General features: G+C 72.4%; 18 protein-coding genes. 10 read left to right on the forward strand and 8 right to left on the reverse strand.

The features are described 5' to 3' along the window. Positions 1–50: 50 nt before the first annotated feature. The 4 genes from ACQPZF_RS08720 to ACQPZF_RS08735 all read right to left on the reverse strand — a co-directional run bounded on the left by ACQPZF_RS08720 (position 51) and on the right by ACQPZF_RS08735 (position 3,064). Positions 51–719: a lysophospholipid acyltransferase family protein gene (locus tag ACQPZF_RS08720; protein WP_433270063.1), complete on the reverse strand. Its 669-nt coding sequence runs from the start codon at positions 717–719 to the stop codon at positions 51–53. Positions 720–1,138: 419 nt separating this feature from the next. Next, entirely contained in the window at positions 1,139–2,194 is a 1,056-nt protein-coding gene (gene trpD / locus ACQPZF_RS08725) for an anthranilate phosphoribosyltransferase (RefSeq protein ID WP_433270065.1), read from the reverse strand. A gap of 5 nt (positions 2,195–2,199) precedes the next feature. Further along, the gene (locus ACQPZF_RS08730; RefSeq protein WP_433270066.1) at positions 2,200–2,610 is read right to left on the reverse strand and encodes a hypothetical protein; all 411 of its coding nucleotides are present in this window, start codon (positions 2,608–2,610) and stop codon (positions 2,200–2,202) included. A gap of 55 nt (positions 2,611–2,665) precedes the next feature. Further along, complete coding sequence (locus ACQPZF_RS08735; protein ID WP_433270068.1) at positions 2,666–3,064, reverse strand: hypothetical protein; 399 nt, start codon at positions 3,062–3,064, stop codon at positions 2,666–2,668. An 83-nt stretch (positions 3,065–3,147) separates the two neighbouring features. Here ACQPZF_RS08735 and ctaE point away from each other — a divergent pair, with 83 nt between their 5' ends. The 4 genes from ctaE to qcrB are packed head-to-tail and all read left to right on the forward strand — an operon-like array spanning position 3,148 to position 7,401. Beyond that, positions 3,148–3,756: an aa3-type cytochrome oxidase subunit III gene (ctaE, locus tag ACQPZF_RS08740; protein ID WP_433270070.1), complete on the forward strand. Its 609-nt coding sequence runs from the start codon at positions 3,148–3,150 to the stop codon at positions 3,754–3,756. 47 nt (positions 3,757–3,803) lie between these two features. Beyond that, positions 3,804–4,613 (forward strand): cytochrome bc1 complex diheme cytochrome c subunit, encoded by an 810-nt coding sequence (gene qcrC, locus ACQPZF_RS08745; RefSeq protein ID WP_433270072.1) that lies wholly within the window; start codon positions 3,804–3,806, stop codon positions 4,611–4,613. Continuing rightward, complete coding sequence (gene qcrA / locus ACQPZF_RS08750) at positions 4,610–5,734, forward strand: cytochrome bc1 complex Rieske iron-sulfur subunit (RefSeq protein ID WP_433270074.1); 1,125 nt, start codon at positions 4,610–4,612, stop codon at positions 5,732–5,734. The genes qcrC and qcrA overlap by 4 nt, the downstream gene beginning before the upstream one ends. Next, on the forward strand, positions 5,731–7,401 hold the full coding sequence (gene qcrB / locus ACQPZF_RS08755; RefSeq protein WP_433270075.1) for a cytochrome bc1 complex cytochrome b subunit: 1,671 nt from the start codon (positions 5,731–5,733) through the stop codon (positions 7,399–7,401). The genes qcrA and qcrB overlap by 4 nt, the downstream gene beginning before the upstream one ends. Positions 7,402–7,545: 144 nt before the next feature. Here the strand turns inward: qcrB and ACQPZF_RS08760 are convergent, their stop codons facing one another. Together ACQPZF_RS08760 and ACQPZF_RS08765 are read right to left on the reverse strand one after the other, a co-directional pair. Further along, complete coding sequence (locus tag ACQPZF_RS08760; RefSeq protein WP_433270077.1) at positions 7,546–7,830, reverse strand: Lrp/AsnC family transcriptional regulator; 285 nt, start codon at positions 7,828–7,830, stop codon at positions 7,546–7,548. A 36-nt stretch (positions 7,831–7,866) separates the two neighbouring features. Beyond that, complete coding sequence (locus ACQPZF_RS08765) at positions 7,867–9,582, reverse strand: DEDD exonuclease domain-containing protein (protein ID WP_433270079.1); 1,716 nt, start codon at positions 9,580–9,582, stop codon at positions 7,867–7,869. A 105-nt stretch (positions 9,583–9,687) separates the two neighbouring features. Here ACQPZF_RS08765 and ACQPZF_RS08770 point away from each other — a divergent pair, with 105 nt between their 5' ends. From ACQPZF_RS08770 to ACQPZF_RS08785, 4 genes are all read left to right on the forward strand, one after another. Beyond that, positions 9,688–11,037, forward strand: a complete 1,350-nt coding sequence (locus tag ACQPZF_RS08770) for an NYN domain-containing protein (protein ID WP_433270081.1) — start codon at positions 9,688–9,690, stop codon at positions 11,035–11,037. A gap of 301 nt (positions 11,038–11,338) precedes the next feature. After that, positions 11,339–12,370, forward strand: coding sequence for an NlpC/P60 family protein (locus tag ACQPZF_RS08775; protein ID WP_433270083.1), 1,032 nt, complete (start codon positions 11,339–11,341; stop codon positions 12,368–12,370). Between the two features lie 115 nt (positions 12,371–12,485). Further along, positions 12,486–13,751, forward strand: coding sequence for a basic secretory protein-like protein (locus ACQPZF_RS08780; RefSeq protein WP_433270085.1), 1,266 nt, complete (start codon positions 12,486–12,488; stop codon positions 13,749–13,751). 9 nt (positions 13,752–13,760) lie between these two features. Next, entirely contained in the window at positions 13,761–14,891 is a 1,131-nt protein-coding gene (locus ACQPZF_RS08785) for a glycosyltransferase family 4 protein (RefSeq protein WP_433270087.1), read from the forward strand. A 48-nt stretch (positions 14,892–14,939) separates the two neighbouring features. Here the strand turns inward: ACQPZF_RS08785 and ACQPZF_RS08790 are convergent, their stop codons facing one another. Both ACQPZF_RS08790 and ACQPZF_RS08795 read right to left on the reverse strand, forming a co-directional pair. Continuing rightward, entirely contained in the window at positions 14,940–17,942 is a 3,003-nt protein-coding gene (locus tag ACQPZF_RS08790; RefSeq protein WP_433270089.1) for a BTAD domain-containing putative transcriptional regulator, read from the reverse strand. Positions 17,943–18,198: 256 nt separating this feature from the next. Beyond that, positions 18,199–20,007, reverse strand: a complete 1,809-nt coding sequence (locus tag ACQPZF_RS08795) for an AMP-dependent synthetase/ligase (RefSeq protein WP_433270091.1) — start codon at positions 20,005–20,007, stop codon at positions 18,199–18,201. Positions 20,008–20,118: 111 nt separating this feature from the next. Between ACQPZF_RS08795 and ACQPZF_RS08800 the strand changes: the two genes are divergently transcribed. Next, positions 20,119–20,499, forward strand: a complete 381-nt coding sequence (locus ACQPZF_RS08800; RefSeq protein WP_433270093.1) for a polyketide cyclase / dehydrase and lipid transport — start codon at positions 20,119–20,121, stop codon at positions 20,497–20,499. 10 nt (positions 20,500–20,509) lie between these two features. Continuing rightward, entirely contained in the window at positions 20,510–21,298 is a 789-nt protein-coding gene (locus ACQPZF_RS08805; RefSeq protein ID WP_433270095.1) for a metallophosphoesterase family protein, read from the forward strand. Positions 21,299–21,301 lie beyond the last annotated feature (3 nt).

Genomic DNA, 21,301 nt, shown 5'->3' on the forward strand with positions numbered 1-21,301 from the left:
GCGCTTCGTTCCGGCGGCTTCGTTCCGGGTGGCTTTGTCAGGCGGCTTTGTCAGGCGGCTTTGTCGGAGCCCTGGTAGCGGTCGACGTAGTCCTGGCCGGAGAGTTCGAGGATCCGGTACACGATCTCGTCGGTGACGGAGCGGAGCACGGGCAGCGACTCGTGCATCCCGGCGTACCGGGAGAAGTCGAGCGGCTTGCCGAACCTGATGGTCACGGGACGGATGCGAGGGAGTTTCGCGTCCACCGGCTGGACCTGGTCGGTGCCGATCAGGCCTACCGGGACGACCGGCGCGCCCGATTCGAGCGCCATGCGGGCGACGCCCGTGCGGCCCCGGTGCAGGCGGCCGTCCAGTGAACGGGTGCCCTCCGGGTAGATCGCGAACGCACCGCCGCCGGCCAGGATGTCCGCCGCGGTGTCCAGGGAGGCCCTGGCAGCCCTTCCGATACCCCGGCGTACCGGAACGTGGCCCAGGGAGCCGAAGAAGTACCGGGAAAGGGTTCCTCTGATGCCGGTGCCCTCGAAGTACTCGGCTTTGGCGAGGAACGAGACGCGGCGCGGGACGACCATCGGGATCACGATGCTGTCGATGAACGACAGGTGGTTCGGGGCGAGGATGACGGGGCCGTTCGTCGGGACGTTCGCCAGCCCCTCGACCTCGGGCCGCCAGACCAGGCGCGCCGTCGGCGCCACCACCCGCTTCATCACCGTGTAGAGCATGGGGACAGCATCCCCCGAACGTGTTACTCGCCGGTAAAAAGGTGGCTGAAACCTCACACCTCGGCTGGTTCGGTGCCGGGCTTGGCCTCCGGCCCCCGGTTCCATCGTCCCACGGGGCACCGACAATTCCTGGGCTTCGAGCTGAGGCCGCAGGTCGCAGGTCGCCGCAGTGTTTGGGGCGGCGTGTTGGTCGTTCGGACTCGGCGTGTTGTGAGCTGGCGGCGAGTTGGTTGTTTGTGCTCGGCGTGTTGCGCGTTGACGGCGAGTTGCGCGTTCGGGCTCGGCGAGTTGCCTGTTGACGGCGTGTTGGTCGTTCGGGCTCGGGCGAGTCGTGTGTTGGCGGCGAGTTGCGCGTTCGGGTGTTGTGGTGCTCGCAGACCGGAGGCGCAAGTGCCGGAAGCGCAAAGTGGTCGGGGCCGTCAGGCGTCGGCGAGTTGCGCCTTCAGCTCCGTCGAACGAGCCGCCCAGCGCCGCAGCAGATCCGCCGCCGCACCCGAGTCGACCGCCTCCCCGGCCCTGCCCAGCGAAGCCGCCAGATCGGCGTGCAGGTCACCGCTCAACCCGCTGTGCGCGGCGATCGCACCGGCCGCGTTGAGCAGCACGGCGTCCCGCACGGCGCCGGGCTTGCCGGCCACGAGTTCCCGCACGACCTCGGCGTTGACCGCCGCGTCCCCGCCCCTCAGGTCGTCCGGCAGCGCGGGCCGCACGCCCAGCGCGGACGGGTCGATCCGATCGGTCCGCACCGTCCCCCCGTCGGCCACCCACACGGATGTGGTCGTCGTCGTGGTGATCTCGTCCAGGCCGTCGTCGCCGCGCACCACCAGCGCGGTGTTCCCGCGGCGGGCGAACACGCCGGCGATCAGGGGGGCCGCCGCCGCGCGGGCGCAGCCGATCAGGCCCACCCCGGGCTGCGCCGGGTTGGTCAGCGGGCCGAGCAGGTTGAACGACGTCGGGATGCCGAGTTCGCGGCGCGGCGCGGCCGTGTGGCGGAACGCCGGGTGGAAGACCGGGGCGAAGCAGAAGCCGATGCCCAGTTCCTCCACGGTCGTCCGGACGCCCAGCGGTGGCAGGTCGATCGCCACGCCGAGGGCCTCCAGCACGTCCGCCGTGCCGCACTTGGACGACGCCGCGCGGTTCCCGTGCTTCACGATCGGCACGCCGGCCGCCGCTGTCACGAGGGTCGCCATGGTCGAGATGTTCACCGACCCCGAGCTGTCGCCGCCGGTGCCGACGATGTCCGCCGCGCGCACGTCCACCGTGAACCGGCGGGCGTACTTCAGCATCACGGTCGCGAGGCCGTCGACCTCCTCGGGCGTCTCGCCCTTCGCCCGCAGCGCCACCGCGAAGCCGCCCACCTGCGCCGGGGTCGCCGCGCCGGACATGATCTGGTCCATCGCCCAGCCCGTGTCGTCCTCCGAGAGGTCCACGCGGTCGATGAGCTGGTTGAGCAGTAACGGCCACGTCCGCTCGGTCATGGCGGTCAGCCCCTCACCGCGGGCACGACCGTCGAGCGCAGCACCTCGGCCACGGTCTCGGCGGCGGCCAGCGGGTCCAGCGGGTGCACGAGCACCGCGTCCGCCTGCGACCAGGTCGCCAGCCACCGGTCGTCCTTGCGGCGCACCGCCACCACGATCGGGGGACAGTCGGTGATCTCGTTCTTGAGCTGGCGGGACAGGCCCATGCCGCCGGTGGGCTGCGCCTCGCCGTCCAGGATCACCAGGTCGACGCCCCCGTTGTCCATCTCGTACAGGACGTCGGCGATCGCGCCCGCCTCGACGTACTCCACCCGGCCCAGGTCCGGCGCGGGACGGCGGCCCACCGCGGTGATGATCGTCTCACGCACCTCGGGGCGGTGGCTGAACACCAGGATCCTGGTCGTCTGCGTGCTCATCTCGTGATCCTCCGGCCGGGTCGGGTGCCAGGTGGGGTGATGTTATCCGGCCCACCTATGCGGACCCTTGCGGGACCTGGAGAGCGTCCCAGCCGATCCAGTCGCCGCCCAGCCGCTGCGCGAGGCTCGCCATCCGCGACCGCTCCTGAGCGCAGGACAGCGCGGTCAGCACCTGCACGCGCAGCGCGTGGGAAACGTCACCGTCGCGCAGTTCCCAGCCGTCCGGCGCGAGCAGCTCCCGAGCACGTTCGGCCTGGTCAGGCGGCAGCACGAGGTGGTGCCGGAGCACCGCCGGAGCCGACGGCCGCCACCGCGGCGACCGCGCCAGCGCCGCCGAATCGGCCTCCGCGACGTCGAACGCCTCGACCACGACCACCAGGTCGGGTGAATCGATCTCCAGTGCGGATTCGCCCCGACGCGCACGTCGATCACGCCACCGGCGCAACAACCCCATGACGACCTCACCGCCCGTGTGACCAGGATGACCCGCCGAACAGCCCCGGACCCGATGGGCGGAGCGAAAACCTGCAAGCAATAATGCGTCGTGTGACAACGGCAGCGCCCTCCATCGGCCAGCGCGTGCACTCGCTGAACCGCCCGAACATGGTCAGCGTCGGCACGATCGTCTGGCTGTCCAGTGAGCTCATGTTCTTCGCGGGGCTCTTCGCCATGTTCTTCACGGTGAAGGCCCAGAACGAGGGACCGTGGCCCCCGGCACCGACCCACCTGAACGTGCCTTACGCACTGTTCTTCACGATCATCCTGGTGGCCTCGTCGTTCACCTGCCAGTGGGGCGTGTTCGCCGCCGAGCGCGGTGACGTGTTCGGTCTGCGCCGCTGGTACCTGGTGACGCTGGTCATGGGTGCGATCTTCGTCGCCGGCCAGGCCGGTGAGTACATCAACCTCGTCCACGAGGGCACCACCATCCCCGGCTCGGCCTACGGCACGGTCTTCTACCTCACGACCGGCTTCCACGGCCTGCACGTGATCGGCGGCCTGATCGCGTTCGGCTACCTGCTGGTCCGCACGAAGCTGAGCAAGTTCACCCCCGCCCAGGCGACCTCGGCGATCGTCGTGTCCTACTACTGGCACTTCGTCGACGTCGTCTGGATCGGCTTGTTCGCCGTCATCTACATCGTGCCCTGACGACCAGCACGAACCCCGAACTCACACCAGCAAGGGTTGCCGCACACATGACCACCAACACCACACGGGCCCGGAAGCGCGGCACCAAGCTGCGCAGGCGGATCTCGGGCCTGCTCGCGCTGGGCTTCGCGCTGCTGTCCGCGGGCTTCCTGTTCAGCGCCTTGGCGCCGCAGCCGCAGACCGCGCAGGCGCAGGACGACCCGGCGCAGGTGCGGCTGGGCGAGCAGCTCTACAACAACACCTGCATCTCCTGCCACGGCAAGAACCTCGACGGCGTCCAGGACCGGGGCCCGAGCCTCATCGGCGTCGGCGAGGCGGCCGTCTACTTCCAGGTGTCCTCCGGCCGCATGCCGATGGCCCGCCAGGAGGCCCAGGCCCAGCGCAAGCCCGCCGTGTTCACCCCGGAGGAGATCGACGCGCTCGGCGCGTTCATCCAGTCCCGCGGCGGCGGCCCGCAGACCCCCGGGGAACGGGGCGAGGCGCTGCGCGGCGAGGACCCGGCCCGCGGCGGCGAGCTGTTCCGGCTCAACTGCGCGGCGTGCCACAACTTCACCGGTCGCGGCGGGGCGCTGTCGTCCGGCAAGTTCGCGCCCGAGCTGGACGGCGTGTCGGAGGAGCAGCTCTACACGGCGATGCTCACCGGCCCGCAGAACATGCCGAAGTTCTCCGACCGGCAGCTCACGCCGGAGGAGAAGGAAGACATCATCGCTTACATCAAGTCGGTGACCGACGGGAACAACAACCCCGGCGGCGCCCCCCTCGGCGGCCTGGGGCCGGTATCGGAGGGTCTGATCGCGTTCATCGTGGGTATCGCCGCCCTGATCGGCGTGGCCCTCTGGATCGGAGCCAAGGCATGAGCGGCGAGAAGCCGAAGGATCTGCCCGACGAGGCCGCGCTCGCCGGGATGAACCGGGACGAGCTGGTCAAGCTCGGCACGAACCTCGACGGCGTCGAGCTGGTGCACTACGAGGAGCGGTGGCCGGTCAAGGGCACCCGCGCGGAGCGGCGCGCCGAGCGCGGCGTGGCCCTCTGGTTCGCCATCGCCGCCCTCTCCGGGCTGGCGTTCCTCGTCGCGTTCGTGTTCTGGCCGTGGCGCTACAAGGCCCCGGAGTCCGAGTCCCACTTCCTGTACAGCCTGTACACGCCGGTCATCGGCTTCACGCTCGGCCTGTCGATCCTCGCCCTGGGCGTCGGCGCGCTGCTGTACACGAAGAAGTTCATCCCGGAGGAGCTGGCCGTCCAGCAGCGCCACGACGGCGGCTCGCCCGAGGTCGACAAGGCCACGGTGCTCGCCGAGCTGTCCGACGCGGGCAACCGCTCCGGCATCGCCCGCCGGTCGCTCATCAAGCGCACCGCCGGCCTCGGCGCGGGCGTGTTCGGCCTGGGCGTGCTGGCCGTGCCGCTCGGCGCGCTGGTCAAGAACCCGTGGGCGCACAGCGACTCCAAGGATTCGCTGTGGCACACCGGCTGGAAGGCCGAGAACGGCGAGAAGATCTACCTGCGCCGCCACACCGGCAAGTTCCACGAGGTCGAGCTGGTCCGCCCGGAGGACCTGGACGCGGGCGGCTTCGAGACGGTGTTCCCGTTCCGCGAGTCCGAGCGGCACGACGCGGAAGCCCTGGTCCACGCGCTGAAGCGGTCCGACAACCCGGTGATGCTCATCCGGCTGCGCCCCGGCCAGCAGGTCGTCAAGCGCGACGGCCAAGAGGACTTCAACTACGGCGACTTCTACGCGTACTCGAAGATCTGCACCCACCTGGGCTGCCCGACCTCGCTGTACGAGCAGCAGACCGGTCTGCTGCTGTGCCCGTGCCACCAGTCGCAGTTCGACGTCTTCCACTACGGCAAGCCCCGGTTCGGCCCGGCAACCCGTGCCCTGCCCCAGCTTCCCATCACGGTGGACGAGGACGGATACTTGATTGCCCGCGGCGACTTCATCGAGGCTGTGGGTCCGGCGTTCTGGGAGCGTAAGTCATGAGCGGCATCACCACGCCGACAAAGCGGCAGAGCGCCGCCGCCCGCGCGGCGGGTGGTGCGGCGAAGTGGGCGGACGACCGGTTCCACATGGCCGGCGGCATGCGCAAGCAGTTGAACAAGGTCTTCCCGACGCACTGGTCGTTCCTGCTCGGCGAGATCGCGCTGTACAGCTTCATCGTGCTGCTGCTGTCGGGCACGTACCTGGCGCTGTTCTTCGACCCCTCCATGGAGGAGGTCACCTACCAGGGCGCCTTCGCCAACCTCCAGGGCGTCGAGATGTCCCGCGCGTACGAGTCGACGCTGGACATCTCGTTCGAGGTGCGCGGCGGTCTGTTCGTGCGCCAGGTGCACCACTGGGCGGCGCTGCTGTTCATGGGCGCGATCGTCATCCACATGTTCCGGATCTTCTTCACCGGCGCCTTCCGGCGTCCACGTGAGATCAACTGGGTCATCGGCATCCTGCTGTTCATGCTCGGCGCGATCGAGGGCTTCCTGGGCTACTCGCTGCCCGACGACCTGCTGTCCGGCACCGGCCTGCGCGTGATGGCGGCCCTGCTGATCTCGATCCCGGTCATCGGCACCTGGTTGAACTGGCTGGCCTTCGGCGGCGAGTTCCCCGGCACCGATTTGATCCCGATGCTCTACACGCTGCACATCCTGGTGATCCCGGCCATCATCCTCGCCCTGATCGCCGTCCACCTGGGCCTGGTCTGGTACCAGAAACACACCCAGTTCCCCGGCGTGGGCCGCAAGGAGACCAACGTCGTCGGCGTGCGCATCATGCCGGTGTTCGCGGCCAAGGGCGGCGGCTTCTTCGCGGTCGTCGTCGCGGTCATCGCGATCATGGGCGGCATCTTCCAGATCAACCCGATCTGGAACCTGGGTCCGTACAACCCGGCGCAGGTGTCGGCGGGCTCGCAGCCCGACTGGTACATGGGCTGGACGGACGGCCTGGTCCGCATCTGGCCCGCCTGGGAGCTGTACCTGGGCGACTACACGGTGCCCGCGCCGTTCCTGCCGTTCATGCTCGGCCTGCCGCTGCTCACCGGCATCGCGGCGGTGTACCCGTGGATCGAGCGGAAGATGACCAAGGACTACGCGCACCACAACCTGCTCCAGAGGCCGCGCGACGTGCCGGTCCGGACGTCGCTCGGCGTCATGGCCATCTCGTACTTCATGGTCCTGCTGGTCATGGGCGCCAACGACATCTTCGCGTTCAAGTTCGACATCTCGTTGAACGCGACGACGTGGATCGGCCGCATCGGGCTCCTGGTGATCCCGCCGGTCGCGTACTTCCTGACCTACCGGATCTGCATCGGCCTCCAGCGCGCCGACCGCGAGGTGCTCGAACACGGCGTCGAGACCGGCATCATCAAGCGCCTGCCGCACGGCGAGTTCATCGAGGTCCACCAGCCGCTGGGCCCGGTGGACGACCACGGCCACCCGCTGCCCCTGGCCTACCAGGGCGCCCCGGTGCCGAAGAAGATGAACAAGCTCGGCTCGGCCGGCCACCCGGTGCCCGGCAGCTTCCTGACGCCGGACGCCCCGGAGGAGACGGCCGCCCTGGCCCGTGCCCGCCAGGAGACGGGCGGGGCGAAGGACGCGCTCACGGCGGAGAACAAGCCGGCGGGCGAGCTGGCGGGCAAGCCCGCGCAGCCGGAGGACTGAGCCACCGAAAGCTGAGACAGCTACGAGAAGGCCCCCGCACGCGAATCCGGTGCGGGGGCCTTCTCGGTGTTCCGGGAGCCGGGCTGTGCCGGAGGTCGGACTGTTCCGGGGCCGGGCTGCGCCGGTACCAGGCCGGCCCGGGAGTCAGGCGTCGTCCAGGCCGATGGAGAACGCCGCTTCCGTGTCCCGCTTCGAGTAGGACCGGAACGAGATGTGGGTGTCGGTGTTCAGCACGCCGGGGACCTTGGAGATGTGGCCCGGGACCAGCTCCGCCAGCTCCTCGTGGCGGGCGACCTTCACCAGGGCGATCAGGTCCACGTCACCGGCGCAGGAGTACACCTCGGTGACGCCTTCGATGTCGGCGATCGCCTGCGCCGCGTCCGGGATGGTTTCGGCAGCGGCCTGGATCAACACGATCGCGGTGATCACGGCGTCCTCCTCGGTCAAGGTCGGGGTGTCCACATGCTAGTGGCCCGTGATCCGGTACTGGTCCCGGCCGGCCTCCGCGCGCTCCACCCAGGACCGCCAGGCCCCCGCCGCGTGCGCGGGGGACGTCCACGGGCGGTCGCAGTGCACGAGGCGGGTGCCCGGCCGGTCCAGCCAGCGCAGCACCACCGACGTCTCCTCGGGTGGCGCGCCGTGCAGCGGCCCGTCGTCGGGCTGGACGGTCTCGGCGGACGCGACCAGGGCGTCCACCACGGGCATCGGCCGGGTGCCGCGGCGGGCCACCCCGGCGGACGCGAGCCGCCCGTGCCGCACCACCGCGAACTCCCAGCCCCCGGAGCCGTCCGGGCGGGCGGCCACCAGCTCCGGCAGGGCCGCCAGCCCGGCCAGGCGCTGACCCCGGTCCAGGGCCCGGACCAGACCGGCCAGCCGATCACGATGGGTGGCGGCGTCCTCGAAGCGGTGCGTCCCGGACAGCGTCTCCAGGTGGGCGGCCATGGTCCGGAGGGGTGTCGTGTCGTCCCCGGCCACCAACGCCCGCAGCGACACCACGGCGGGGGAGTACTCGGCCACCGACTGCCGCCCAGCGCACGGCGCCTTGCAGCGGCCCAGCTCGTACAGGGCGCAGGGCGTGCCGCTCGGGTTCCGGGCCGGGATGCGCTGGGAGCACGCCCGCAGCGGCACGGCTTCGAGCAGGGCGTTCTGGGCCGCCTCGGCGAGCCTCCGGGACCGGAACGGGCCGATCGCGCCGGAGCGCGGCGTCCGGACGAGGGAGAGCCGGGGGAACGGCTCGTCGGTCAGCGTCAGCCACCACCACCCGCCCGCGTTCTTGGACCGCCGGTTGTACGCGGGCTTGTGCGCGGTCAGCAGCCGCAGCTCCCGCACCTCCGCCTCCAGGGAGTGCGCGCACACCACCCCGTCGACCCGGACCGCCAGCGCGACCATCTCGCGCAGCCGCCGCCGGCCCTCGGCGGCGGTGAAGTACTGCCGCACCCGCCTGCGGAGGTCCGAAGCCGTGCCGACGTACAGCACCTCCTCGTTCGGGCCGCGGAACAGGTACACGCCGGGTGACGAGGGCAGGTGCGCGGCGAGTTCCCGCTTCCGCCGCTGGGCGGGCGTCACCTCCGGCAGGTAGGCGACCAGTTCCTCCAGCGAGTGCACGCCGACGGAACCGACCCGCTCCAGCAGGTGGTGCAGGACTTCCACGGTCGCCTGCGCGTCGTTCAGCGCGCGGTGGTCGGGGACGGTGCCGACGCGGAACAGCTCGGCGAGCGCGGACAGGCGGCAGCTCGGGGCCTCGTCGCGGGACAGCACCCGGCGGGCGAGCTTCACCGTGCACACCACGGTGGGCCGGGGCCAGTGGTAGCCGTGCCGCTCGCACGCGGCCTTCAGGAACCCCACGTCGAACCCCGAGTTGTGCGCCACGAGCACCGCCCCGGCGGCGAATTCGAGGAACGCCGGCAGCACCGCCGACAATCGTGGCGCACCTGTGACCATGAACTGGGTGATGCCCGTCAGCGCCACCACCTGCGGTGGAATACCGCGCTCCGGGTCGACCAGGGTGGAGAACGTGCCCAGCACCCGGCCGCCCCGGACCTTCACCGCGCCGATCTCGGTGACCGCGTCCTCGGCCGCGCTGCCACCCGTCGTCTCCAGGTCGAACACGACGAAAGTGGTGTCCCGCAACGGGGTGCCCAGCTCGTCGAACGAAAGCTGGGCGGGTGCCGGAGTAGTCATCGCCGCGCACCGTAGCGACGGGGTACGACAATCTTCGATTCCCGCAGGCCGGCCACCGCGACGTCGGAGTCGGTGTCAACGGTCACGGGGCCGTAGCCTGTACGGGTGCAAGACCCGATAGCGCCTTCCGACGAGCTCGTGACCGGGGAGCCGGACCCGCCCGTCGAGTCCACTGTGGACTGGGGGGCGCTGCCGGAGCCGCTGCGCGCCCGCCTGGCCGAACTGAGCGCGGACGCCTTGGGCGACCTGGCGAAAGTGGACGTGCCCCAACACCTCCGGGCGGTCGCGCGGTTCGCGCCGACCAAGCGCGCCCGGCTCGGCGGCGGGGCGCTGATCGCGGGCCTCCGCGGCTCGTCCAACTTCCGGGCCGCCGTGGTGGAGTGGTTGCAGCGCAACCGCCCCGCCGCCCTGGAAGTCACCTCGCCGGACCCGGTCGCGGCCGGCGCGGCGGCCGTCCTGCAGGGCGAGGAGGTCGCGGCGCACTTCATCGAGTTGGTGACCAGGCGCGCCACCGAGGCGACCCTCCGCACCGAGCGCGACAGCGCCGTGCAGCGCGCGGAACGGCTGGAACAGGAGCTGGAGCGGCTCCAGGCGGAGCGGGCGGAGTCCACCAGCGTCACGGACAAGATCCGCGAAGAGGCCGAGGTGGAGCTGGAACGGCTCCGCAAACGCCTGCGCGAGCAGGGCGTGCGCCTGCGGGAGGCGAAGGACCGGGCCGAGCTGGCGCAGGCCGAAGCCGACCGGGCGCGGGTCGAGGCCGAGGCGGAGGTCCGCAGGCTCACCGCCGAGCGCGACCGGGAACGCGAGCGGGCCGAGCACGAGCGGGCCAAGGCGCAGCGCGCCGAGTCGGACGCCGAGGTGGCCCGCCAGTCCGCCAAGGAGGCCCGCCAGGCCGACGAGGTCCGGCTGGCGCTCCTGGTCGACACGCTGGACGGCGCGGTGAACGGCCTGCGCCGGGAACTGGCCCTGGGCGGTGCGGGACCGCGGCCGGCGGACCTGGTGCGCGGCGCGAGCGCGGCGCAGGGCGCGGTGGGCCGGGTCGAGGCCCCGGCCGCGCTGGACCGCCTCCTGGCGCTCCCCGCCGTGCACCTCATCGTGGACGGCTACAACGTCACGAAGACCGGCTATCCCGAGCTTTCCCTGTCCGACCAACGGGACCGCCTGGTGCACCAATTGGCGGTGCTGGCGGCCCGGACCGGCGCGGAGGTGACCCTCGTGTTCGACGGCGCGGGCGTGGTCGCGGTGCCGACCAGCGCGCCGCGGGGCGTCCGGGTCCTGTTCAGCGATCCCGGCGTGCTGGCCGACGACGTGATCCGCGCGCTTGTCACGGCGGAGCCGGAGGGCCGTCCGGTGGTCGTCGTGACGTCCGACCGGGCGGTCGCGGACTCCGTCCGACGGCGGGGCGCGCACCCGGTGCCGTCCGCCGTGCTGTTGGCCCGATTGGGCAGGGTGTGACACACATCGTGTTTTTGACACCACAAATGGTCACACCCCGAGGTCAGGCGTCGACCGAACGAGGATCGTTGCCAACTCGGAAGGATTTCCGGCACCTGTGGGTGGACGCAGGGCCTCACCTTTCGTAACCTAGCCGAGATCTCGCGGCGGGCAGCCGTCCATCCTGGCCGGCGACGCGAGTTCACCGCCGAATCGGCCTGTCGGGGTGCCGAGCCGGAGCAACTAGCCAGATCAGTCGGGCAGGTGCGGACACGCACGCCCGACCGGCAGGCGGTTCATACGTTAGGAGTGACACGCGACTGTGGCGTCGCAACGACTCAAGCGCGGTGTGCGCGGGGCGATCGCGGCCACGGCGGTGGCCGCCGCGGCGGTGGGCGTCATGCCCGTACCCGCCGGAGCTCAGCCGAACACGGCTTCCGATGCGCTCAAGAAGTACAACGAGTTGGCCGAACAGGCCACGAAGCTCAACGAGGAGCTGCTGCGCGCGGAAGAGCAGCGCGACACCAACCAGGGCCTGCTCGACCAGGCGAACGCGGATCTCGCGCAGGCCGCCCAGGCAGGTGACCAGGCCCGGCAGGACGAGGAGACGTTCCGCGTCCAGGTCGACAAGCTGACCGAGGCGTCCTTTGAGGGCGCGCGGTTCAACCAGCTTTCGGCGCTGCTGGTGAGCGACTCCCAGCAGGACTTCCTGAACCGGATGTCCGCGCTGGGCGTGCTGGCCGCGGACAACGGCGAGGCGCTGGACAAGCTGGCCGGCGCGGTCGACTCGGCCGAGGCGGCGAAGTCGGCGGCGGCGGACGCCCAGGGGCGCGCGCAGCGGGCGACCGACGAGTCGACGAAGATCGCCGACGACGTCAAGAAGCGCCAGGACGAGCTGAACGGCCAGATCGAAGAGGTGCGCACGCAGCTCAACCGGCTGAACAGCAGCGAGCGCGCGGTGCTGAACGACCCCGGCGACCGGTCGGACATCTCGGTGCCGTCCGGCACGGCCGGCGCGGCGCTGGCGTTCGCGCTGGATCAGCGCGGTGACTCGTACCGGTACGGCGCGACCGGCCCGGACCAGTGGGACTGCTCCGGTCTGACCTCCAAGGCCTACGCGTCGGCCGGCGTGACCATCCCGCGCACCAGCAACGGCCAGGCGGGCGCCGGGCGCGCGGTGACCCGCGCCGAGGTCAGGGCGGGCGACCTGATCATCTACAACGGCGGCAACCACGTCGGCATGGCGGTGGACAACGGCAGCGTCGTGCACGCGTCGACCGAAGGCGTGCCGGTGAAGATCGTGCCGCTGGAGAACCCCGGTTCCATCTACGCGATGCGCCGCATCGAGGGCTGACGTTCCGGAGCGGCGCGGGGCGTAGCGGGTTCCGCGACGCCCCGCGCCGAGAGCCGACCGGAGCCGGCAGGGCCGCCCCGACCCGGGACGGCCCTGCCGACTACTTTGGAGAAGCGTGAGCCGCTTCCGGGTCCTGCTCGCCGCGCTGGCAGCCGTGGCGTTCCTGTCCGGGCTGACGCTGGCCGTGGCGCCGAGCGACCCGCCGGCCTCGTCCGCGACCGTCGTGGACCCGCGCGAGCCCGCGATCCGCGACCTGCTGGACCGCCGGGCCCGCGCTGTGTTGGAGCGCGACGAGACGGCGTTCACCGCCGACCTGGACCCTTCGGCCGACGCGGACTTCCGACAGCGGCAGCGCGACCTGTTCCGCAACCTCGCGGCCGTGCCGCTGGGTGACTGGGAGTACCGGATCGAGGGCGAGACGAACCTCGCCGCCGTCCGGCTGCCCGCCGCCGACGAGTCGTGGGCGCCCGGTGTCCGGCTCGCCTATCGGCTGCGCGGTGTCGACGCCACGTCCAGCACGCAGGCCATGGCCTACCTGTTCACCCGGCGCGGCGACCGGTGGTACCTCAACTCGGACACCGCGCTGGAGGCGGTGGGCAAGCGCACCTGGCGCGGGCCGTGGGACTTCGGGCCGTGCCACGTGCTGACCGGCACGGGCGGGTTCGTGCTCAGCCACCCCGGCGGCGAGGCGTTGGCCGCGCGCGTGCTGGCCGAGCTGGACACCGCCGTGGCCACCGTGACCGAGGTGTGGGGTCCGGCGTGGGCGCGCCAGGTGGCCGTGCTGATCCCGGCCGACGCGCGGGAGTTGCAGGCGCTGGTGGGACCGGGGTTCGCGGACGGGTCCATCGCGGGCGTCGCGGTGGCCGACCGGGTGGACCCGCAGACGCACACCGCGCAGGGCCAGCGGGTGGTGCTGAACGTGGCCGGCGCGAGCGCCCTGTCGCCGCTGTCGCTGCGCGTGCTGCTGCGGCACGAGATCACGCACATCGCGGCCCGCGGCGAGACCGTGGACGGCGCCCCGATGTGGCTGCTGGAGGGCTTCGCGGACTACGTGGGCTACCGGGGCAGCGACGTGCCGCCGCACAAGGCCGCGCCCGCGCTGGCCGCTCAGGTGCGGACCGCGCCGCCGGCGGAGCTGCCGTCCGACGCGCGGTTCCGGGGCCCCACCATGGAGCTGGCCTACCAGGAGTCGTGGTCGCTCAACCTGTACCTGGCGCAGCGGCTCGGCGAGCCGGGGCTGGTGGACATGTACCGGCGGATCGCGCGGGCGGGGCGGCTGACCGGGCCGCGGATGGACGCCCTGGTGCTGGAGACGGCCGGGGTGGACGTCGCGGAACTGGTGCGGGGCTGGCGGGAATTCCTGCGGGCGACGTTCCCGTAACGTGGGGCCGTGCGTCGGACCCTCCTGGTGACCAATGACTTCCCGCCCCGCCCCGGGGGCATCCAGGCCTACCTGCACGCGCTGGCGACGCGGCTGCCGGAGCTGGTGGTGTACGCGCCGTCCTGGGAGTCGCCGGCGGGGTCGCACCCGGAGTTCGACGCCGCGCAGCCGTTCGAGGTGGTGCGGCACCCCGGGACGCTGATGCTGCCGACGCCGGACGTGCTGCGGCGGGCGTCGGAGATCATGCGGTCGAACCGGTGCGAGGCGGTGTGGTTCGGCGCGGCGGCCCCGTTGGCGCTGCTCACGCCGTGGCTGCGGGACGCGGGCGCGCAGCGGGTGGTGGCCAGCACGCACGGGCACGAGGTCGGCTGGTCGATGCTGCCGGCGGCCCGGCAGTCGTTGCGCGCCATCGGGTCCGCTGTGGACGTGGTGACGTTCGTGAGCCGGTACACGCGTTCCCGGTTCTCCGCCGCGTTCGGGCCGATGGCGGCTCTGGAGCACCTGCCGTCCGGGGTGGACACGTCGGTGTTCGCACCGGATCCCGTTGCGCGGCAGGACATCCGCGCCCGGTACGGGCTGGGCGACCGGCCGGTGGTGGTGTGCGTGTCGCGGCTGGTGCCGCGCAAGGGGCAGGACGTGCTGGTGCGGGCGCTGCCCGAGATCCGGCGGCGGGCGCCGGACGCCGCACTGCTGCTGGTCGGCGGCGGCCCGTACCGGAAGTCGTTGGCGCGCTTGGCATCCGCCGTCGGCGTCGAGGACCACGTGGTGCTGACCGGGTCCGTGCCGTGGTCGGAGCTGCCCGCGCACTACAACGCCGGCGACGTGTTCGCCATGCCGTGCCGGACCCGCGGTCGCGGGCTCGACGTCGAAGGTCTCGGGATCGTGTACCTGGAGGCTTCGGCGACCGGGCTGCCGGTGGTGGCCGGGCGGTCCGGTGGCGCGCCGGAGACCGTGCGGGACGGGATCACCGGCGCCGTGGTGGACGGCCGTGCGGTTGCCGCGGTGGCCGCCGAGGTCGGCCGGCTGCTGGCGGACCCGGACCTGGCGGCGAAGATGGGGCAGGCCGGCCGGGAGTGGGTGACCCGCGAGTGGCGCTGGGACGACCTGGCCGCGCGGCTCGCGGGGTTGATCGGCGGCTGACTCGCCGACTCGCCGGCTGTCGCGAGGGCTGACGCGCCGACCTGCCGGCTAGACCCGGCGGTGGCCGGTCTGGGTCTGGAGTTCCCGCGCCTGCTCTGCCTGCTCGGCCGCCGCGGTGTGGTTGCCCAGGGCCAGGTGCACGGCCGCGAGTTCCGCCCGCGCCGTCCCCTCGACGATCCGCAGGCCCTGCCACACGGTCAGCGCCAAGGCCTGCTCGCACAGCGACTTCGCCTCGGCCGCCGCGCCCCGCAGCCGCCGCACCGAGGCCAGCCCCACCAGCGCCCTGGCCTCGCCGAACCGGTACGCGATGTGCCGTGCCTTGGTGAGCGCCTGCTGGAACTGCTCGTCGGCGGTGCGCAGGTTGTTCAGCCCCCGGTTCACCGATGCCATCACCACCAGCACGTTCGTGGTCACCCGCTGGTCGCCGTCGTCCTTCAGCTCGGCCAGCGCCTGCTCCGCCAGCCGCAGCGCGGCCAGGTGCTCGCCGAGGTCCAGCCGCACGCCGGCCATGGTCTCCAGTGCCCGCGCGGCGGACGCCCGGAACCCCGACTCCCGGCTCAGCCGCAGCGCCTCGGCGAGCTGCGCCAATGCCCGCCGCGGCTCGCCCATGAGCTGCGCGGTCATGCCGAGCAGGGTGCGGGCGGAGATCTCGCCGGCGCGCAGGCCGTTCGCCACGCTCACCGCGAGCGCCTCGCCGAGCAGGTCCTCCGCCTCGGCCAGCTCGCCGGTGTCGATCGCCAGGACGCCCAGACCGGTCAGCACGCCGGTCTCACCGGACCGGGGCCCGCCGGACTCGCGCTGGAGGGCCAGGCACGTCTCCAGGTCGTTGCGCGCGCCCGCCAGGTCGCCCGCGTCCAGCCGCACCAGGCCCAGCGCGCCGCGCACCCCCGCCTCGGACGTCAGGTCGCCGGACGCCCGGTGCAGCTCGACGGCCCGCGTGTAGTGCGCGACGGACGTCTCGAAGTCGCCCAGCCGCCAGTGCAGGGTGCCGAGGTTCTGCCGCATCGCGGCCTCGCCCGCCCGGTCGCGCTGCTCGTGGGCCGCGTCCAGGCCGTAGCGGGCGGTGGTCAGCCACTCGGTGACGTGCTTGCCGATCCACAGGTACCCGCGCAGGCCGTCGGCGAGCCGCCAGGAGATCTCCGCCGGACCGTGCTCGGCGGCCGACCGGATCGCGGCGGTGAGGTTCGCACGCTCGGCGTCCAGCCACGTCCTGGCCTGCGCGGCGGTCTCGATGCGCGGCAGCCGCACCGCCGTGCCGTCGGTCGGGGGCAGCCGCATCAGGTCCGGGTAGAGCAGTTCGGCGCACTGGTCGACGGCGCGCACGTAGAACCGGAGCAGCCGGATGCGCGCCTGCGTGGTGTCCTCGGCGAGTTCGGCGGCGAACCGGGCCAGCTCGTCGTGGAACGCGTACCGGCCGCCGTGGGCCTGGAGCAGGCGCGCGGCGGCGAGCTGGGCCAGCAGCGCGGCGGCGGCGTCCACCGGCAGGTCGGCGGCGTTCGCGGCGGCCTCGGCCGTGAAGTCCGGTCCCGGCACGGCGCTGAGCAGGCGGAACAGCCGTCGGGCGGCGGGCGGCAGGTCGGCGTGCGCGAGTTCCTCCGGCCGGCGGTCGCCGAGGCGTTCGAGGTAGCGGGCCACCGAGCCGCCGCCCACCGCCGCGGCGGCGACGGCCAGCGTCAGCGGCAGGCGTCCGCAGCGCTCGGCCAGCTCGCCGGCGGCCGGGCCGGTGCGGCGCAGCAGTTCCAGGGCCTCGGCCGCGGTCAGCTCGCCCAGCGCCACCCGGCGGGCACCGTCCACGGCGATCAGGCCGCGCAGGTCGTCCCGGCTGGTGATCAGCACCGGGCAGCCGGCCGCACCGGGCAGCAGCGGGCGGACCTGGTCCGGCGCGGCGGCGTTGTCCAGCACCAGCAGCATCCGGCGGCCCGCCAGCAGCGAGCGGAACAGCGTGCTCTGCTCGTCCGGGTCCACCGGGATCTGCTCCGGCGGCACGCCCAGCGCCCGCAGGAACCTGGTCAGCACGTCCACCACGGCCAGCGCCGGACCGGGCGGGTAGCCGCGCAGGTCCACGTACAGCCGCCCGTCGGGGAACCGCCGCCGCAGCCGGTGCGCCAGCCGCACCGCGAGCGCCGTCTTGCCCACGCCGGACACCCCGGTCAGCACCACGATCGGCACCGCCGTCCCGGTCTCGTCCGGCGCGATCAGCCGGGTGATCCGGTCGGCCACCTCGGCGCGGCCCACGAACCCCGGCACGTCCGGCGGCAGCTCGTCGGGCACGTCCGGGTCGGGCGGCTCGGCGGGCGCGGCCAGCGTCGGGTCGCCGACCAGGATCGCCTGGTGCAGCCGGCGCAGCTCCGGACCGGGCTCGATGCCCAACTGGCCGGCCAGCATCCGGTCCACCCGGCGGAACGTCTCCAGCGCCTCGGCCTGCCGGCTGCCCCGGTAGAGGGCGACCATGAGCTGCGCCCAGAACCTCTCCCGCAGCGGGTGGTCGGAGGTGAGGCCGCGCAGCACCGGCACCAGCCGCTCGTGGTTGCCCAGCGCCAGTTCGACGTCGTTGCGCTCCTCGTGGACGACCATCAGGCGTTCGGCGAGGCGGGGCACTTCGTCGTTCCGCAGTGCCTCGGACGGGACGTCCGCCAGCGCCGGGCCGCGCCACAGGCTCAGCGCCTCGGCGTAGCGGTCCGCCGCGCGGGGGAGGTCACCGGCCTGCGCGGCCTGGCGGGCCAGACCGGCGGCGGTCGTGAAGCGGTGCACGTCGACCTGCTCGGGCGTCACCACCAGGCGGTAGCCGTCGGAGGTGGTGCGGATGAGCGAAGGGTCGCCCAGCAGTTGCCGCAGCCGCATGACGTAGGTCTGCAGCGTGCCCCTGGTGCGGGCGGGCGGATCGTCGCCCCAGAGGAACGCGACCAGCTCGTTCACCGCCACCACACGGCCCGCACGCAGGGACAACGCCGCCAACAACGCCCGGTGCTTGCCCGCGCGGACCGGCACGGGGCCGCCGTCGATGCGCACTTCGAGAGGACCGAGCAGCCCGAACAACGGCCCCGACCCCATCCTCGTCCCCTCGACTGAACCGTCCTGCGGGCCCCGACCCCAGCGCCCGCTGACGGCGCGAGTCATCGCCGCGTCAGCGATACGACAGCGCGTTCGGGCAGTCTTGGCAACGTCCCGGTTGGGGGACCGGGACAACAAACTTCTCGAATCCGCGCCAGCGGATAACGATCACTGGGGGTCGAGTGGCCCGCACCATGCCGGTGCGGGCCACTCGTCTGTATCGGGGAACTGTAGGCCCGCCGGAGCGGGCCGTGGCTCAGTTCGCGTAAATCGCTTGGATGTCGTTCTTGTAGGTGCTCGCCACGACGGAGCGGCGCAGCTTCAGGCTCGGCGTCATCTCGCCGCCCGCCTCGGTGAAGTCGACCGGCAGGATGCGGAACTTCTTGATCGCCTCCGCCTTGGACACCGCCTGGTTGGCGTCGTCCACCGCCGCCTGGATGACGCCGCGCAGCGCCTCGTCGTCGACCAGGTCCGCCACGGTCGCCGACGCGGGCTTGCCGTGCTGCTCCTTCCACGACGGGAAGAACTCCGGGTCGATGGTGATCAGCGCGCCGATGAACGGCTGCGCGTCGCCCACCACCATGCACTGGCTGATCAGCGGGTGCGCGCGGAGCCGGTCTTCGAGCACCGCCGGCGACACGTTCTTGCCGCCCGCCGTGACGATGATCTCCTTCTTCCGCCCGGTGATCTTCAGGAAGCCGTCGCCGTCCAGCTCGCCGATGTCCCCGGTGTGGAACCAGCCGTCCTCCAGCGCCTCCTTGGTCGCGGTCGCGTTGTTCCAGTAGCTGCGGAACACCACGCCGCCCTTGATCAGGATCTCGCCGTCCTCCGCGATGCGCACCGACGTGCCGACCACCGGCCGCCCGACCGTGCCCACCCGGAACGCCGTCTCGGTGTTCACGCACGCCGCCGCGCTGGTCTCGGTCAGGCCGTAGCCCTCCAGCACCGGCACGCCCACGCCCCGGAAGAAGTGCGCCAGCCGCTCGCCCAGCGGCGCGCCGCCGGACACCGCCGCGATGCACCGTCCGCCCAGCGCCGCCTGCAGCTTCGAGTACACGAGCTTGCCGAACAACGCGTGCTTGAGCTTCAGCCCCAGCCCCACGCTGCCCGAGTCCAGCGCCTGGCTGTACGCCACGGCGGTCGCCTCGGCGGCGTCGAAGATCTTGCCCTTGCCGGCCGCGTGCGCCTTCTGCTTGGCCCCGTTGTAGACCTTCTCGAACACGCGCGGCACGGCCACCACGAACGTCGGCCGGAACGACTGGAGGTCGTCCACCAGGTGCGTGACGTCCGCCGTGTGACCCAGCGTGACCCGCGTGTACAGGCCGCAGACGGCGATCGCGCGGGCCAGGATGTGGGCCAGCGGCAGGAACACCAGCAGCGAGTTGCCCGCCTGCATGAGCTGCGGGAACGCCGCGATCGCGCCCCGCACCTCGGACAGCAGGTTGCGGTGGGTGAGTTCACAGCCCTTGGGCCGGCCGGTGGTGCCGGAGGTGTAGACGATGGTCGCGGTGTCGTCCGCGCCGACCTCCTTGCGCCGCGCCCGCGCTTCGTCGTCGGTCACCGCCGCGCCGAGCGCGGTCAGCTCGTCGATCGCGCCCGCCACGTCCGCGCTCGGGCCCTCCACCTGCCACACGTTGCGCACCTCGGGCAGGCCCGCGACGACCGAGTCGACGGTCGCGTGGTGCGCGGAGGTCTCCACGAACACGGCCTTGGCCGACGAGTCGGACAGGATCCACTCGACCTGCTCCGCCGAGGACGTCTCGTAGATCGGGACCACCACGCCGCCCGCGTGCCAGATCGCGAAGTCGAGCAGGGTCCACTCGTACCGCGTCTTGGACATCAGGCCGATCCGCTCGCCGGGCTGGACACCCGCCGCGATCAGCCCCTTCGCGACCGCCAGCACCTGGGCGGCGAAGTCGCGGGCGGTCACGTCGACCCAGGTCCCGTCCACGCGGCGGCGCAAGCTGACGGCGTTGCCGAAGCGCTCCGCGTTCGCCCACACCATGTCGGTGAGGTTCTCCTCGGCAGCCACAGTGGCTGTGGCGGGGACGCTGAACTCGCGCACGTCGACCTCCGGACGGTTGTTGTTACCGGTGGGGAAACTTAGCCTGTGATTCCGGCGATACACCAGGCCGGTGGGCGGTTCCGTGACCGTGTCGTGGCACTCTTCCCACCCGTGCCGAGCGTGGACGTCGTGGACGAGACCTTTCTCGCAGTGCCTCCCGAGGTGGTCGCCGCCGCCTTCGCGGCGCCGTCGGCGTGGGCCGCGTACTGGCCCGACCTCATTCTGGACGTGTACCTCGACCGGGGCGCGCAGGGCCTGCGCTGGACCGTGGCGGGCGCGCTGGTCGGCACCATGGAGGTGTGGCTGGAGCCGATGCTCGACGGCACCCTGCTGCACTACTTCCTCCGCGCGGACCTGCCCGGCGAGCCGTCGCCCAAGCGCGTCCGGCGGGAGGTGCGCCGCCGCCAGCTCGCCGCCAAAGAGGTGTCGCTGGGCCTGAAGACGACCTTGGAAGGCGGGCGCGCCCCGGGCGTCCCGCCCGCGCTGCCGTAGATTTCGAGGGGTGCGGGTTCACGTCGTCTCGGATGTCCACGGCAACGCCGAGGCCCTCGCCCGAGCGGGCGACGGCGCCGACGCCCTGGTGGTCCTGGGGGACCTGGTCGACTTCGTCGACTACCACGACCACGGCAAAGGCATCCTGGGCCGGGTGTTCGGCGCGGAGAAGGTCGAGGTGTTCGCCCGGCTGCGGCGCGGCCGGATGGGCATGGAGACCGTGCGCTACATCCGCTCGCTGTGGGACAGCCTGGACGACGCCGCGTCGGTGGTCCGCGAGGCCGTGCTGGAGCAGTACACCGAGCTGTTCGCCGCGATGAGCGCCCCGACCTACGCCACTCCCGGCAACGTCGACAGCCCCGAGCTGTGGCCCCGGTTCGCCCACGACGGCGTGCACGTGCTCGACGGCGGGTCGGCGGACATCGGCGGCCTGCGGTTCGGGTTCGTCGGCGGCGCGCTGCTCGCGCCCGGCTACCTGCGGCGGCCCGGCGCGCCCTGGTACCCGTACCTGCGCACGGAGGAGGAGTACGGCGCGGCGCTGGCCGGCCTGGGCGAGGTGGACGTGCTGTGCACGCACATCCCGCCGGCCGTGGCCGAGCTGACCTACGACGTGGTGGCGCGGCGGCCCGAGCTGGGCTCCACGTCGCTGCTGAAGGTGATCGAGCGGGACCGGCCGCGCTGGTCGGTGTTCGGCCACGTGCACCAGCCGATGGCGCGCAGGGTGCGCGTCGGGTGGACTGAATGCGTCAACGTCGGTCACTTTCAGCGCAGCGGAACGCCCCACGTGTTGCATTGGTGACCA

It is taken from the genome of Actinosynnema sp. CS-041913 (genome assembly GCF_050942485.1).
Classification (GTDB): domain Bacteria; phylum Actinomycetota; class Actinomycetes; order Mycobacteriales; family Pseudonocardiaceae; genus Actinosynnema.

Coding starts and splice junctions, on each gene's coding strand:
- ACQPZF_RS08720 (WP_433270063.1), bottom strand. CDS start 719: ATGCTCTACACGGTGATGAAGCGGGTGGTGGCGCCGACGGCGCGCCTG.
- trpD (WP_433270065.1), bottom strand. CDS start 2,194: ATGACCGAGCGGACGTGGCCGTTACTGCTCAACCAGCTCATCGACCGC.
- ACQPZF_RS08730 (WP_433270066.1), bottom strand. CDS start 2,610: ATGAGCACGCAGACGACCAGGATCCTGGTGTTCAGCCACCGCCCCGAG.
- ACQPZF_RS08735 (WP_433270068.1), bottom strand. CDS start 3,064: ATGGGGTTGTTGCGCCGGTGGCGTGATCGACGTGCGCGTCGGGGCGAA.
- ctaE (WP_433270070.1), top strand. CDS start 3,148: ATGCGTCGTGTGACAACGGCAGCGCCCTCCATCGGCCAGCGCGTGCAC.
- qcrC (WP_433270072.1), top strand. CDS start 3,804: ATGACCACCAACACCACACGGGCCCGGAAGCGCGGCACCAAGCTGCGC.
- qcrA (WP_433270074.1), top strand. CDS start 4,610: ATGAGCGGCGAGAAGCCGAAGGATCTGCCCGACGAGGCCGCGCTCGCC.
- qcrB (WP_433270075.1), top strand. CDS start 5,731: ATGAGCGGCATCACCACGCCGACAAAGCGGCAGAGCGCCGCCGCCCGC.
- ACQPZF_RS08765 (WP_433270079.1), bottom strand. CDS start 9,582: ATGACTACTCCGGCACCCGCCCAGCTTTCGTTCGACGAGCTGGGCACC.
- ACQPZF_RS08790 (WP_433270089.1), bottom strand. CDS start 17,942: ATGGGGTCGGGGCCGTTGTTCGGGCTGCTCGGTCCTCTCGAAGTGCGC.